The sequence below is a fragment of the Enterobacter sp. TMH.L2 genome, assembly GCF_050847315.1.
Taxonomy (GTDB): Bacteria; Pseudomonadota; Gammaproteobacteria; order Enterobacterales; family Enterobacteriaceae; genus Cedecea.
Genome location: NZ_CP193791.1, coordinates 2,456,128 through 2,471,093, shown reverse-complemented (window position 1 = coordinate 2,471,093; position 14,966 = coordinate 2,456,128). Strand labels below are relative to the sequence as shown.

11 protein-coding genes are annotated in these 14,966 nt (G+C 58.9%); 6 read left to right on the top strand and 5 right to left on the bottom strand.

What is annotated here, in order from left to right; genetic code table 11:
* Window positions 1–65: 65 nt before the first annotated feature.
* From ACREYP_RS11835 to ACREYP_RS11820, 4 genes are all read right to left on the bottom strand, one after another.
* Window positions 66–1,802, bottom strand: a complete 1,737-nt coding sequence (locus tag ACREYP_RS11835) for an ABC-F family ATP-binding cassette domain-containing protein (protein WP_336818717.1) — start codon at window positions 1,800–1,802, stop codon at window positions 66–68.
* A 430-nt stretch (window positions 1,803–2,232) separates the two neighbouring features.
* Complete coding sequence (locus ACREYP_RS11830; protein ID WP_498880873.1) at window positions 2,233–4,374, bottom strand: virulence factor SrfC family protein; 2,142 nt, start codon at window positions 4,372–4,374, stop codon at window positions 2,233–2,235.
* On the bottom strand, window positions 4,371–7,343 hold the full coding sequence (locus ACREYP_RS11825; RefSeq protein WP_498880872.1) for a virulence factor SrfB: 2,973 nt from the start codon (window positions 7,341–7,343) through the stop codon (window positions 4,371–4,373). Before ACREYP_RS11825 ends, ACREYP_RS11830 begins: the two co-directional genes overlap by 4 nt.
* Window positions 7,344–7,345: 2 nt before the next feature.
* A complete protein-coding gene (locus ACREYP_RS11820) occupies window positions 7,346–8,728 on the bottom strand; it encodes an SrfA family protein (protein ID WP_498880871.1) in 1,383 nt (460 codons plus the stop codon).
* Window positions 8,729–9,007: 279 nt separating this feature from the next.
* On the opposite strand from ACREYP_RS11820, the gene ACREYP_RS11815 reads away from it, so the two are divergent.
* The 4 genes from ACREYP_RS11815 to ACREYP_RS11800 all read left to right on the top strand — a co-directional run bounded on the left by ACREYP_RS11815 (window position 9,008) and on the right by ACREYP_RS11800 (window position 12,326).
* Window positions 9,008–9,559, top strand: a complete 552-nt coding sequence (locus ACREYP_RS11815; RefSeq protein ID WP_008459077.1) for a flavodoxin family protein — start codon at window positions 9,008–9,010, stop codon at window positions 9,557–9,559.
* Between the two features lie 147 nt (window positions 9,560–9,706).
* Window positions 9,707–10,165 (top strand): MarR family winged helix-turn-helix transcriptional regulator, encoded by a 459-nt coding sequence (locus tag ACREYP_RS11810; protein WP_166992629.1) that lies wholly within the window; start codon window positions 9,707–9,709, stop codon window positions 10,163–10,165.
* Between the two features lie 48 nt (window positions 10,166–10,213).
* On the top strand, window positions 10,214–11,275 hold the full coding sequence (locus ACREYP_RS11805) for an HlyD family secretion protein (protein WP_166874051.1): 1,062 nt from the start codon (window positions 10,214–10,216) through the stop codon (window positions 11,273–11,275).
* The gene (locus ACREYP_RS11800; protein ID WP_166992624.1) at window positions 11,265–12,326 is read left to right on the top strand and encodes a DUF2955 domain-containing protein; all 1,062 of its coding nucleotides are present in this window, start codon (window positions 11,265–11,267) and stop codon (window positions 12,324–12,326) included. Before ACREYP_RS11805 ends, ACREYP_RS11800 begins: the two co-directional genes overlap by 11 nt.
* Before the next feature lie 2 nt (window positions 12,327–12,328).
* On the opposite strand, the gene ACREYP_RS11795 is transcribed toward ACREYP_RS11800, so the two are convergent.
* On the bottom strand, window positions 12,329–12,847 hold the full coding sequence (locus ACREYP_RS11795) for an Lrp/AsnC family transcriptional regulator (RefSeq protein WP_336818711.1): 519 nt from the start codon (window positions 12,845–12,847) through the stop codon (window positions 12,329–12,331).
* A 90-nt stretch (window positions 12,848–12,937) separates the two neighbouring features.
* On the opposite strand from ACREYP_RS11795, the gene ACREYP_RS11790 reads away from it, so the two are divergent.
* Both ACREYP_RS11790 and ACREYP_RS11785 read left to right on the top strand, forming a co-directional pair.
* Window positions 12,938–14,137 carry an MFS transporter gene (locus ACREYP_RS11790; protein WP_008459065.1) on the top strand — a complete coding sequence of 400 codons (1,200 nt, stop codon included), beginning with the start codon at window positions 12,938–12,940 and terminating at the stop codon, window positions 14,135–14,137.
* Between the two features lie 89 nt (window positions 14,138–14,226).
* Complete coding sequence (locus tag ACREYP_RS11785; protein WP_336818710.1) at window positions 14,227–14,946, top strand: glutamine amidotransferase; 720 nt, start codon at window positions 14,227–14,229, stop codon at window positions 14,944–14,946.
* Window positions 14,947–14,966: the final 20 nt, after the last annotated feature.

The following is a 14,966-nucleotide window of genomic DNA, read 5'->3' as shown; positions in this document are numbered from 1 at the left end:
GTATTTCTTCTATTGATAGAGGTTTGTCAGCGGCCTGAAAGCCATCCCGAAGGATGGCTTTGGCTTTAAATCGCTAACTTTTTATTTAACGCCTCAATTTCTTCCCGCCACTGTTTTTGCAGCGCCGGTTTCTGGTGCTTTTCCTTGCGCGTCACGTCCTCCGCCAGCTTTTCCTCCAGCTCGATAAGCCGTTCCAGCAGCGCATCGCTTTCTCTATAGTGCGGTGCTTGCTGGATGACTTGCTCTGGCTGGGATTTCACTTCGGTCAGCGGCAGCCCGCTTTCCTCTGCTGTCAGCAGGGCGTACAGCGCGTCCAGGTCGTGCCATTCGCTCAGCACGCCGTTGTTCACCAGCCAGAAGCGGTTGCAGCCTTTGGCTATCAGCTCGCGGTCGTGGGTCACTAACAGCACGCCACCTTCAAAGGTTTGCAGCGTTTCCGCCAGCGCCTCTTTGCCTTCCATGTCCAGGTGGTTGGTCGGTTCATCCAGCATCAGCAGGGAGTAGCGGGCCAGCGTCAGGCCAACGAACAGCAGACGCGAACGCTCTCCACCGCTCAGCGTACTGACGGCTTGCTGGTGTCGCAGCCACGGAAATCCGGCGCTGATTAACGCCATTTTCCTGTCCTGTTCGCTGAGCGGGGCAAACGGCTCCAGCGCCTCCAGCAGCGAATCTCCGTCGTTAAGCTGGTGCAGCGTCTGGTCGTAATACCCCAGATGCACCCGAGGATGCAGGCGAATAGCGTCCTCACGCTCTGACTGCTGGTACTGCTGCCAAAGCAGGCGCAGCAGAGACGACTTGCCGCAGCCGTTCCGGCCTATCACCGCCACGCGGTCGCCGCTTTTCACTCGCTGCAACGGCAGAGTGAATAGAGGTTCACACTCCGGCGCAGGCCGAACGTGAAGCGCTTCCAGCTCCAGCAGCCTGTCGGCAATCAGCGCTTCACCTTTCAGCTTAAGCTGCCACTGGCTGCCCGCCGTGAGCTCAGTTTGCTCGTCCTTCAGCCGATCAATGCGCTTTTCCATCTGCTTGGCTTTTCGGGAAAGGTCTTCGTTGTCGTAGACCCGGCCCCAAATTGCCAGCCGTTTGGCGCTGGCGGTAATGCGGTCGATTTCCTTTTGCTCCGCCTGATGGCGGTGGGCATCGGTTCTGTCCCGTTCCTCCAGCGCACTGCGCGCCTGAGAACACGGTAGCGCAAAGAAATGCAGCGAACGATCGCGCAAAATCCAACTGCCGTTGGTGACGTTATCCAGCAGGCTGCGGTCGTGCGAAACCAGCACGAAGCTGCCGCTCCAGCCGCGCAGGAACTGTTCCAGCCATAGCAGCGTGGGCAAGTCCAGGTGGTTACTGGGTTCATCCAGCAGCAGCAAATCTGGCTCACTAATTAGCGCTCGCGCCAGCAGCAGGCGAGTATGCTGCCCGCCGCTCAGCGTGCCGGAAGTCAGCCGCCAGTCCGTTTCGCTAAAGCCCATACTTGCCAGCAAAGCTTCTGCCCGCCAGCATTCGCTATCTCGCTGGTTTTCCTCAATTTTCTCCAGCACAGCATCGAGCATGGTCATCGTATTGAGGCTTTCCGGCAGATGCTGTTCAACCCTTGCCATCAGGCAGCTAGCCGCCTGAGTCACCGAGCCGCTGGTGGGCGAAAGAGTGCCGTCCAGCAGTTTCAGCAGGGTGCTTTTGCCACAGCCGTTATGACCGATCAGGCCAATACGGTCGCCTTTTTTCAGGGTAAAAGTGATGGACTCCAGCAGCGAACCGAAAGCGGTGTCGAGGTGCAGAGATTGGGCGGTTAATAAAGTGCTCATATGTGCTTACTCAAGAGTTATGGCGTGCAAACGCCTCGTCGTATAACGCTGACGATAACCCGGTAAGCCCGAGAGAAGGGATTCAGTAAGTTTCTTCGCTCAAGCCGAAGTTATCGCAGCACGGAACCGATAACGCTTGAGCAGAGACGATCGCCAAAAGTATGCGAACGGTTAAAGCGCTCACAAGACATCATGGGGATCCTCCTTATATATATTGAGTGAATAGGTGGGCGGATTGTAGCGGGAAAGTTAATGGGTTGCCACCTGCCAGAATTTGTTACGAATGCATTCGACGGCGACGTCGCTGCTTACCCTCACCCTAACCCTCTCCCTGGAAGGGAGAGGGAATAGATGACCTACTGTTTTGACCTGCTGTTTCTCCCACGCCCCTTGGGGAGAGGGCCGGGGTGAGGGGCTGACGCCCCCAAATTCATCCCAGCAGCTTCACCAGCGTCTGCCGCTGCTTCTCATTAATATCCAGCGGGTTTTGATAGCCGATATTCTCCGTGGCCCGGGTATATAGCGCGACCAGCCAGTCGTACACGTAGCTGGCGTTGCCGCGCGTTGGCTGCTCGCCCAGTTTTGTCAGTCGACGGCTGATATCCGCCTGGGCAGGGGGGGCAAACACGGCCTGGCCTTTATTGACGCGGCTTGCCGGGCGATCGGCAACCGGCATGCTGGCGTAGCCCAGCCAGGCAATAAAATCACCCAGCACCGTGCTGGCACGGGAAATATCCAGCTCAAGCCCGGAGTCGCCGTTTTGCATGCTGCGTTCCAGCCTCATCGGCACATCCAGCCGGTAGCTGGCGACGATCAGCGTGTTGCACAGCGCCTGAAGCTGAACGCTGTCCAGGCCAAACTGGTGTGCGGCTTCCCGACGCTGGCCCAGCAGGCGCAGGTGGTTAACCCAAAGCTGATGCACGGCGCGGGCGTAGCTGATGCCTTTAGTCTGAGGGGCAACATGCTCGGCCGCGTCGGCAAACAAGTCTATCTCCAGCGCAAAGCCTTCCGGTTTAGGCTGATGCTGCTGTTGGTGCTGCAGCCAGATCTGCTGCAGAGCATCCCGGGATGGCACCAGGCTTGCCAGCAAGTCACCGTGCTGGGTCGCCCGGGCCTGCAGAGCACGCACCAGATCTTCTGCCTGCTGGCGAGCCTGCTGTGGGGTGGCCTGCTGCGCGTCAATAAAGCGCTGGAACAGTTCGACGGTTTGCGTTTCCAGCTCACCGCGCAGGGCAGCGAGGCGCTGTTCACGGCGGGTGGGATTTAGCGCATCGGTCAGCCATTCCAGCAGGCGATACATGTTTCTGCTGTCCAGCGCCTGCAGCGTGCCCCAGCGCTTGCCCGGGTTACCAATCAGACGCTGAACGCCGTCGTCAAGGCTGGCACCGAGCGTAAACCGGGCGTCAAACGGCGTGATGGCCCAGACCAGGCCCGGCAGCGAGCTGTGCCCCGGGCTTTGGGTGCTGTCTACCCACCATGCCAGCGCTTTCCCCGTCGCCTGAACTTCACTGCGTTCGCTGACGGCGTTACACACCAGCAGCGTGTCCGGCTGAAGCCGGGTGGTGTACCAGCTAAGCTGATTCGCCGGGATATCCAGTAAATCCACGTTGCTCAGCGCAGTCGGCTGGCTGAGGGTGAAAATAACCTCGGCGCACAGCAGCGCCAGGTCGTTCTGCGGCAGGCTGAGGTGAGAACCAGGCTGATTTCCCAGCAGTGGGCAAACCATCACATCCGCCTGTTCCGGTGCGTCTTCCGGGCCGGAAGGAATGAGAAAACCTTCGGCAGGCAGCAGGAAACTGTCCACCACGAGGCTTGCCGGAGCCAGAACCTGTTCCACGCAGCCCAAATGCTGCAAGGCCTGCGCCAGCCGCAGCCAGGTTTCCGTCAGGGCGCTATCTTCGCCCCACAGCAGGGCGAACAGCAAGGCGCGATCTTCTGTCGAAAGGTAAGGTGCAAGCTCGGCCATGCGGTAAACCAGGCGCTCATCCAGGTGATGCTGACGGCGCTGGAGGCGGTGGTAGCCGTACAGCAGATCGGCCGTTTGCTCACGGGTTAATCCTGGTGCAGCGGCAGACAGACGGCGGGACTCCAGTTCGGTCAGCCGCAGGGCAACCGCGCTGGACGTTGCCAGACGGGGCGCGTCAGAGGCGTGATACCTGTTGATAAACTGCTGCGCCAGTTCGGCTTCGCTAAACAGCGTCAGCAGCAGCGGGTAATTCTCTACTTCAGGGGGCCGTTGGGCGCTGAAGCGCACCGCCATCGCCGCTGGCGTATGGCCTGGGTTGATGTGCGTCAGGTAGTCCAGCCGTTTATCACCGAGCTGAATATCAATGCGGCTATTCGGGCTGCCCTGCAGGGTATTCAGCAGATGATTTTTGCCGTCCAGGGCGTGGCCATAAATGCCTAGCGTCAGCGGAGCGTCCTCCAGCGCGCTGATGCGACGGTGGCGTTCGCTTAGCTGTTGGAGGCGCGCCAAAAGACTGTCCGCTTCATTGTCGAGCAGCGGGGAGAAAGTGCGGGTCATCTGAACCCAGTTCACCAGATGGCTGAGCGTGGTAGTTAGCTGCTTCATTTTTGGTATACGCTCCCGCTGTCTATCCAGTAATGCGTCGCCCCGCTGTAGCTGCCGGCGAGGGTATTCAGTTTAAAACTCAGTTGTTCGAGGGGGACTTTGCTGCCGTCTGACAGCCAGGCTTCGGCAAGGCTGAATGACTCGGCCTCGCGGGTCTGCTTCAGGCGCACGTTCAGCACGCCGTCTCCGGCAATTGATTTCGCCAGCTGCGGCGAGTTGATTGCCAGCGTGTAGAGCGGCGTGGCTGGCCAGCGAGCGTTATCCAACTGACGGAAGCCCAGGCAGGCGTTGCCGCGCAGCGGGAAGTGGACTCGGGTGTCCAGGTTCGCCTGCGGGCTGTCGAGATCGATATCCCGGTACCAGACGTTGTCTTCCAGCAGCCGGTCGTTGCCGTCCAGCATGCCCAGGTAGCGCACGGTGGAATAGGCCTGAATATCGGCGGCTTTAAAGTTAAAGCTCGGCAGACGCAGATCCATCGCCAGGCTGCACAGCATTGCGCCCACCGCGGCGGTAGATTTCGGGTTACCGATGCGCCCTTGCTGGCTGAACGGATACCACTCGTGGGTCTGGTAGTTATCGAGCCAGACAATGCGGTTAACCGGTACCGGCTGCAGGTGACGCAGAAGCGCCTGCACGCCAGGCAGACAGCCAGGGCGACCGGTGACTAACAGCACGTCGCAGCAATAATGGTTGATCACTTCGCACAGCGCCTGCAGCGGCGCGGTGAGGGTAAACTGGCCCGCCAGCAGCGCATCCTGCAGCGCGGCAATTTCCGCCTGCAGCGGCACGCTCATGATGTCAAACTGCGGCGCGTCGGCTGGCAGCTCGTGCTGCACGGCCTGCTGAACGTAGTTGATCACGTTGCGGGTTGGCTGCTGGGTCAGTAGCTCGCCGAAGGTTGCTTCCAGCACCGAGTCCGGCTCTTCCGGGTCGCTCTCTTCCCAGAAAGAAAGCACCGCATGGCCGAGCGGAATAAACAGCTGGAGCGCAGTTTGCTGGCGTAGCGTGGCGCGGGTGTCCATGCGGCCGGATTCCCCAAACAGCGTGGTCATCAGGCCTGGCGCGTCAGCTACGCCCGCTTTGTGGATGTGGGCCTGCAACGCAGGCAGGACGCAGCGCTGAATCACGTCCAGCAAAATATCGTCCCCGGCGACTTTAAAACCTTCACGGAACAGCAGGCGCGGCGCGATTTTCACGTTGCTGCCCACGCCGTCGTCCAGTTGATACTGGGTGATCGCCATATCGGTTGTGCCGCCGCCGATGTCAATCGACGCCACGCGCAGGGTTTTGCCAACGGGTTCGTCCGGCGTCAGGGCGCGGTCAGGGCGGGCGAGGCTTTCAAAGAAGCGCCCGGTTTGCCCGGCGTAGTTCACCAGCGCCTCGTTATACAGCCAGACCAGCTGGCCGCAGGTGGCTTCGTCCCACTCCATCTGCACTTCCGGCACCGGCACGATACTTTTCTTTTTGTCGCGCTCGAGGGTGAAACCTTCGTCGGTCGGGTGCCAGTCCATCGCTTTCCACACCAGGCCGACCGCCTCCTGCATACGCTGGCGGAACAGCTCGCGTTCCGGTTTTGGCATAGCGGAAGGTAAAGTCAGAATCAGGTTGCGCAGCTGGCGAGGCGAGGTCGGGTGCCCCATGCTCTGGCGGGAGCCAATACTGTTGATTTGCATCAGCGCCTGGGAGAGCAGCTCGCACAGCATCAGAGTCATCAGCGAGCTGCGGCTGTACTGCGGTGAAAACACCGGCAGGCGTTCGTCCATCGGCAGGGCGTACAGCGGCTGGCCGTCGTCGTTCATCAGGTTCATCAGCGGGAAAGCGGTCGCCAGCGGCTCACGCTGGGTTTTCACGCCCATCTGGCTGAAGCGCCAGTCCTGGCTGGCTGGCGTGACGTCCCACAGGTAGCGGCGCGGGCTGGAGATCCCGCTGGCGCCTTCGGTACCCAGGCGAGCGCAGGCCATACGGCGAGCTTCGTCGCCCACGCGGGCAATAGAAGGCCAGACAAAGGCGTCGTCGCGCCCGCTTTCAACGGAGAAATGCTGCTTGCCAAATTTTGCCTCGCTGAACTCCAGGCGGCTGGTAAACATTGCGTCGTTGATCAACTGTGGTTCGCTCAGGGAGCGGATCTGCAGCTCGGCAGTCTGGCGCAGACCGTCGTTTTCTTCGCCGTGATCTTCGATCAGGACGCCGCAGGTGTGGGTGTTCCCCACATCCAGCACCAAATCTACGTCAATCGGCGGGGATTGCAGCGTGGCGGTGACGATCTTCACTTCCGGCACGGCGAGCTGGTTGCCGATAAGCTCCAGAATATTCAGATAGTGAGCCTGATATTCAAAGGCTTTCATAGCGGCGGCGAGCTCACGCTCGGTGCGCTCTTCCACGCGGGTGGCAAACTGGGTGAAGGTTTCGCGCAGCCAGCCGTCCACCCAGGTCTGGTCGAGAAAATCTTTGATCTCGTGGTTGTGCCAGGCCAGCGCAAAACGGGCACCGTTGCGGACGTCGTTTTCCGTCGGTGCCAGATGCGCGGCGGGGTGATCGTCCGCGTAAATTTTGCTGTCCAGCGCGAGGCTGATACGCACCGTATTCCCGGCGGAATCGGGCGTCTCCAGAACACGCACCTGCACGCGGGCCCAGTTATCCGGTCCACCCACAAAGGTGCGCGGCGGGTTAAAGCGCAGGAACGGCAGCGGCAGCCAGGTTTTGTCCATCACCCGCAGGGAGTGGCCAAGCGTAATGGTGCTTTCGGGTTTCACCACTTCTGGCGCGGTGCCGTTTTCGCCCGGTAGGGTAAATTTCCCGGGCACAACATCGTAATCAAGGCGTAACAGCGGGCCGTTGGCCGTCTGGCGCACAAAGCGCCCGGCGTGGGCGGCGTTAGTCTGCGGCGCAAGGCCAAAGTCCAGGAACTGAATGCCGCTGTCTTTGATGAGCGTGACGCTCGGCTTGTAGTGAAAAAGGGTCGCCAGCATGATCAGTTACTCACTTTTCGGAAGGTGATCGGTATGACTTTGTCGCCTTCATAGCGGCCGGTGCAAACGGCGGCGCCGTTGCTGCCGGTTTTACAGGTCACTTCCGGCATCGGGTAGCGGCTGCCGTCACCGCAGCGCGCGCTGCCGCGGGTTTTAATCATCAGCGCGCCATTTTGATGCAGGCCGGAAAACACCTCGGCTTTACAGACAATGTTATCGCCGTGCACCAGGCGCACCGTGCCTTTGTTGTTGGCTATCTGGTAGCGCAGGCTTGGCGCTTTACCGGTGATCGGGTCACTGAAATCGATCTGTGCTCGCCAGGTGCCGTTGAGGAATTTAGTGGAGCCAATTCTCACGGCTTCTGCCGGTAGAATTAACGCATTTTTCGGCACGTCTGCGGCAACGGTAATTGGCTCAGGATTTTCTTCCGGCGCGGCAACCGGCGCTGGCTCAGGCTTAGGCGGCACCACAACTTCGGCTGGCGTCAGCGGCAGGGTAGTTTTGGCCACATCGACGGCCTGTATTGGCGCTGGCGCAATAGGTTTAGGCGGGACTTCGGCCTGGGCGGTTGCCACCGGCGCGGTCTGGCTCCCGCTAAGCAGCAGATAACCCACCGGGGCCGCAATGGCGACGGCAATCACGGCGGCGACCGGCAGCAGCCAGCGGCGACGCTGTTTCACGGCTACGGCTACGGCGACAGGTTCAGGGCTCGGGGCCGGTTTTTCTTCTTCGGCTGCGGCTTTTTTCACTGCGGTGAGGCTATAAACCGGAGAATCATCATCCACCTGAACCGCCATCGGGGCTTCAAGCAGTGGCTTTTCTGGCTCGCTAATTTCTACCGGCAGTGGCTCTGGCTCCGGCATCGTTTCTTCAGGGATATACGCAATTTCAGGCTCGCGCGATTCCACCACCCGCAGGCACTCCAGCACATCGTCCCGTGCGCCCTGGTTAAGATTCACGAACCCCCAGAAGGTGATCACCGGCTTGCCGTTCACCAGGTAGACGTGCTGGCTTCCGGGGAACTGAAGAGCTTTTTCCAGCAGTGCGCCAAAGAGGCGAATCGAGGTTTTCTCCGCCTGCTGGCAGCGCGCGCTGAGCGAGGCTACGTTGGATAAGCAATTATCCAGATAGCGAAGGGCGGTGCGGCGTTCTTCGTCGCTGGCGGCGGCCCAGCTGGTGACGCTGCCTTCCTGAGGCGCATACCAGTCGACGCGGTCGCCTTCGTCGTTGGGCTGGGGAATGGCCAGCGCGTCGGCGACGGCCTGCTGTTTACGAAGGCGTAATGTTTCGCGTATTTGAAACGCGGAATCAAACACTGCCTGACCGTTTTCGCCCAGCGCGAGAAAGTCATCCAGGCATCCGCTGCGCAATAATGTTTTTGCCACGTCATCAATCCTGCTGTTAACGGCTCACCCGAGAGCCATCTTCACGCTTTACAGTTTAACGAAGCGGCCCTAAGTCAAACGGCAGAAGAGACGGCAAAATGGGTAAATTATCTGGCTATTAGACAAAATGGGGCGGTGTGAAGCCGGTGATACTTACCCGGAAGTAAGTCACTTACTGGCAGGTAACTTCTTGACCAGAAAGAAAAAGACAGACACGATGAACCCCGATTTTGCGGCCTTCTGGCCGGGGCTTTCCCTCTAACCATGTCGAGAAAAATTATGGCTAAAATCGTTGTTATTTACTTTTCCGGATACGGTCACACCAAACGTGTGGCAGAGCATGTTGCACAAGGGGCAAACGCCGACCTCGTCGCCGTGGACAGCAATGGCGATATTCAGGAAGCAGACTGGCAAAAACTGAACGACGCCAAAGGGATCATCTTTGGGGCGCCGACCTACATGGGCAACGTGCCGTGGCAGTTCAAAAAGTTTGCCGATGCTTCCTCCAAAGTGTGGTTCACCCGTGGCTGGCAGGACAAAGTGTTCGGCGGTTTCACCAATAGCGCCAGCCTGAACGGCGACAAGCAGGTGAGCCTGCAGTGGATGCAAACGCTGGCCTCTCAGCACGGCGGCATTTGGGTGAGCCTGGGCCAGTTGCCTTCGAATACCCTGGCGGCAACCCGCGAAGACGCGAACAACCTGGGCGGCTCGGTCGGGCTGCTGGTGCAGTCTCCGTCTGACGCAGGCGCCGAACAAATTGCCCAGGGCGACCTGGACACCGCCGTCAAATACGGCGCACGCGTGGCGGATATTGCTGCCCGCCTGAGCTAAAAAATCCTTTCTTTTCTAAAGCGCCTGCGGGCGCTTTTGTCTTTGCCACTTCCTCAGTAATTACCCCTGGTTATTGTCAGTTGTATTCACCAAATAAATACTTATCATGATAATTATCATAGTGACTATTTACATGGGGATTACCCGATGCATGACGATAAATACGACATTGTCGATTTTCCCGATCGCCCGCTGGGGATGCGCCTGGCGATGCTGGTGCGCCTGTGGCGTGGCATCGTGGATGACGCCGTAGCGTTTACCGGCCTGACCCAAAGCAGCTGGACGACGCTGATGCAGCTCAGCGTGGCGGGGGAAAAAATCACCGTCACGGATCTGGCCCGGGCGCAGGGCATCGATCTGCCGCCCCTGACGCGCACGCTGGCACAGCTGGAAAAAGAGGGCTATGTCACCCGCACGCCGGACGAAAAAGACAGACGGGTGAAATTTATCTCCCTAACGCCTGCGGGCCAGAAAGCGATTAAAGCGGTAAGTGAAACGGTGGAGCGGTGCCAGGCCCAGGTTGCACAGGGCATTCCGGCGCAGCAAATAGAACAGTTCAGCCAGACGGTAAACCTGCTGGCCGCCAACATGATCAAAATTCGATAGTTCTTTCACGCCTGGTCTCCCGGCGTGTTTCTCATTTAGCGAGTAGTTATGACCCCTGAACAACGATTTACCCGCTGGGTAAAAGTCACGCTGGCGCTGTTTGCCGCGATGTTTTGCTATTTTCTGGCCGCCGACATCTGGGTGCCGCAAACCCCGGACTCCACCGTGATGCGCGTGGTGACCCCGGTTTCATCACGCGTATCGGGCTACGTGACGCATATCTACGTCAGCAACAACAGCGTGGTGAAGAAAGGGGATGTGCTGTTCGACATCGACAATAAGCCTTACCAGAATCAGCTCGAACGCGCGGAAATTGCTTATCAGCAGGCGATTCTCGACAACCAGCAAATTGACGCCCAAATCAGTGCCGCGCGGGCAAAAATTAAAGCCGCCCAGCTGGATGCCGACAACGCCGGGCGCAGCTATCACCGGTTTAACGGACTTAGCAGCGGTAACCTGATTTCTAAACAGGATCTGGACGGGGCTTTTACGCGCTGGCAAAGCGCGGTGCAAAACGTCAACAACCTCCAGGCCGCGCTGGCACAGCTGGTGATTTCGCGCGGGGAACGCGGGGATCAAAACGTCACGCTGCAAAAATACCGTAACCTGCTGAACGACGCCCGGCTCAATCTGGATTACACCCGCGTGGTTGCCAGCAGCGACGGCATTATCAGCAATTTACAGCTGAAAGAGGGCTGGTATGCCGGGGCGGGCTCCCCCGCGCTGGCGCTGGTTAACGACAAGCTCGATATCGTGGCCGACTTCCGTGAGAAAAGCCTGAGTAAAACCCGCCCAGAAACAACGGCGGATATAGTATTCGACGGGCTGCCAGGGCAGGTTTTTAAAGCCAGAGTCACCAGCAAAGATGCGGGCGTTTTGCCGGGGCAGCAGGCTATCAACGGGCAGCTTTCCGCGCCGGAAACCTCAAACCGCTGGGTGAGGGACGCGCAGCGCATGCGTATTCATTTGCTGCTTGAAGACGGGAAAACGCCAGATCTGCCGGCTGGCGCACGGGCCACGGTGCAGCTCTACAATTCGCCTTCCGCTTTCGCGTCGTTTATTGGCGGGATGCAAATCAGGCTGGTGAGCTACCTGCATTATGTTTATTAAATTTATTCTTGGCCCGCTGAAGCGCAATGCACCGACGCCGTTCAGCGGCAATGATTTCCGCCATATGCTGCGCATCGTCATGGCGGGTTGCGTGGGGATGTTTGTCTACAGCTGGGTTAACACGCAGTACGGGGTGTTCTACGTGGTTTACCCCATCATGCTCACCGGGCTGGTGCCCATTTTTAACGGCCATATTGCCCGGCAGATGATCGCTAACGCGCTGCTGAACTGTGTGGAAATGACGCTGCTGTTTGCGGTGCTGGCGAATTACCCGCTGCCAATGACGCTGATTGTGTTCCTGATGTACATGACGCGCTTCTACCTGATGAGCCGGGGGCCGCTCTTTCTGTTTGGCTCGATGGGCGTGGTCTGTTTAAGCGTGATGGCTAATTTCCTGAGCTACCCGACCACCGACATGAGCGATCTGATGTTTTCTAACATCATTGGCAGCCTTTTGGCGGTGGGGCTGTCGGCGCTTAGCTGTTATTTGCTGCCGGACGTAGAGCCGCGCAAGCCGCCGCCTGCGATTCAAAAGGACGGGCCACGGGTGATGCATGAAACACTGCTCGCCTCTTTAACGGCGACTCTCTTATTCACCGTGTTCCAGGTCTATACGCTGAATGACTCCCTGGCCGCGCTGATGGCGGGCATTTTTGCCCTGTTCCCCATGCATTTTCGCGGGGCGATCCTTTCGTCCTGGTGGCGCATTGTCGGGGTGATTGCCGGATGTCTTTACGCGATTCTGGTGCAGCTGGTGATCTATGATTTCAGTCGTCACCTGATCCTGCTGATGCCGCTGATTAGCCTCGGTCTGCTGCTGGCCGCGCGAATTCACGTGTTTGAGAAGGTCGGGCCGGGCGTGGGCTTTTCTATTCTGACCACGCTGGCGCTGATGTTCGGGCAATACATGCACCCTAATCAGGATATCGTTTTTAGCGCGCTGTACCGTATTTCATCGGTGTCGGTGGCGATTGTCGGCACCCTGGCCGTGACCTTTATTATCCATAAGATACTGAATAACTTTGCCTCAACGCGCTATATCGTGAAATGACGTTAGTCCTGTTCCGGCCAGTCGCGGGTAATACCCGGCTGGACAGGGCGCTCAAGATAGGTGGACAACACGATATACGTCCTGGTCGCCACCACGCCGTTGATCTCATACAGATGCGCCAGCAGGGCCTCAAGCGCCCTTGAATCCTCGGTGCGGACCTTCAACAGCATAGACGTGTCCCCGGCGACGGAATGGATCTCTTCCACTTCCGGGTAGGCGGAAATTCGCAGCAGATCCGGCGTTTTTCCCCAGCCTTTGGTATCAATGTGCACGAAGGCCAGCAGGGATTTGCTGATGGCCTTTGGGTCGAGCAAGGCCGCCGTATGCTGGATCACCCCGGAGCGCTTCAGGCGTTTGACTCTTTCGTGTACCGCCGGGGCGGAAAGCGCGACCTTTTCGCCGAGTTCGGCGTAGCTGATGGTCGCATCCTCCACCAGCGCGCCTAATATTCTTCGGTCGGCGGCATCGAGAGTTCGCTCTGCCGCACCGTTCTGCTTAATACTGTCTGTTTCTTTTTTCATATTGCCCCTGAGTAATGACGCTGAATTTCATTCGGATAAAATTGGTTTTTATCGAATGTAAGTCAAGTTTAATCCTTGTCAGGAAGAAAAATGAAAAACAGCCAGTGTCTGGAACTTCATCCAGAGCCGTCTCTGTCTCCCGCCAAAGCCGTGTATGTGCTGACCGGCTGCGTCGGCGTTATCGGTGCCAACTCAATGGTGCTGGGGCCTATTGCGCCGGCAGTGGCATCGTCTATAGGCGCGGGAGTGCCGACGGTGATGATGGCCGCGGCGGCTTTTGGCCTGGGCACGGCGGCGAGCGCACTTTTTCTGGCTCGTTTGATCGACTTAGTCGGCTCGGCGCGGATGCTCAAATTCACCATGCTGCTGCTGGGCGCGGCGCTGCTGCTTTGCGCGGCTTCGCCTTCCGTGGCGGTATTTATTGCTGCTCAGCTGATTGCCGGGATGGCTTCCGGTATCGCGCTGCCCGCGATTTACGCCAGCGCGGCCGCCATTGCGGAGCCGGGGCGTGAAAGCCGGACCATCGGCAAGGTGCTGACCGGCTGGACGCTGAGCATGATCGCCGGCGTGTCGTTTTCCGTGGTGCTGACCGAGTTGTTCAGCTGGCGCGCGGTGTATGTGTCCGTGAGCTGTCTGGCGGCCCTGGCGCTGATCGCGCTCGTCAGGTTGAACATGCAGGATCGCCCGGCGGCGGGGATTGCGCCTTCACCGCTGTCTGCCCTGGGGCTGCCAGGCATCAAGTCGTTGCTGGTGGTGTGCGGGGCGTTTATGACGGCGTTTTACGGGATTTATGCTTATTTGGGCGACCATCTTCATCAGGATCTCGGCCTGCCGGTGACGGCCAACGGCGGGGTGGCGATTGCCTATGGGGCGGGATTCGGCTGTGCCGCTTTGCTCAGCGGGATGGTGGATCGGTTTGGCCCTAAACGCCTGATGCCGATGGTGCTTTTGGTGGCAGCCTTTGTTTACCTGGGCCTGGCGATGCTCGGTGGTTCGCTGGTGGGGGTTATCTGCCTGCTGTTTGTGCTTGGCCTGGTGAACCACCTGGGGGTGAACTTACTGATTCAGCGACTGACGGCCATCGACCCGGCCAGGCGCGGCACATTGATGGGATTGAACAGCGCCGTGACTTACCTGGCTGTGTTTGCCGGCAGCAGTAGCTACGGGCCGCTTTATACCGAGCACGGCTTTACTACGATTTCCCTGCTTTCCCTGGCGCTGATGGTCATTGCGGTGCTGACCTGCCTGTGGCGTGATTTTGCCGGGCAGGGCGTGAAGGCTGTGGGCTAAAGCTTCTACGTTATCGCTTTTTTATCTGAGACAAGCCGGGTTGCCTGTGCTAATTCTGAAGCCATTATATGGCTGCAGAGGTCCGAAATATGAGTCAAAGATTGCTGGTTTTGGTGGTGCAAATGGGGCGGCCCCCCGAGGAAATTCAGCAAGCCGTAGGGGATCAGCCGGCCTGGTTTGCGCAGGCGCTAAAGCATCCGGATGTCGAACTTAACATCGTCAGGCCGTTTCTGGGCGAGCCTTTGCCCGCGCCAAAAAGCTTTCAGGCGGCGGTGATTTCGGGTTCATGGTCGATGGTGACGGAGCATGAAGCGTGGAGCGAGCGCACGGCGGAATGGGTTAAAACCGTTGTTGCCGCCGGTACGCCGCTATTTGGCGTGTGCTACGGGCATCAATTGATGGCTTACGCGCTCGGCGGGAAAGTGGATTATCACCCGCAGGGCAGTGAGGTCGGGCAACTGCCGGTGGCACTGACAGAGGCAGGGCGAGACGATCCGGCGCTGAGTCATCTGCCTGAGTCGTTCCCGGTCTTTTTAAGCCATGCGCAGAGCGTCCTGGCGCTGCCGCCCGGGGCCGTTTGTCTTGCGTCGTCGGCCCACGATCCTCACCAAATCATCCGCTACACGCCCAATGCGCTGTCGGTGCAGTTTCACCCGGAATTCACCGCCACGGTGATGAACAAAATTCTCGCCAGCCGCAGCGAGCAGGCATCGTTACGGCAAGAAAATAAACAGACATTGTCGAACGATGTCAGCGCTACGCCCGGGGCCAGAGCAATTTTGCAGCGTTTTGTTTTGCCTTCGGTCTGAACGCCCGCCTTAACCGCCAC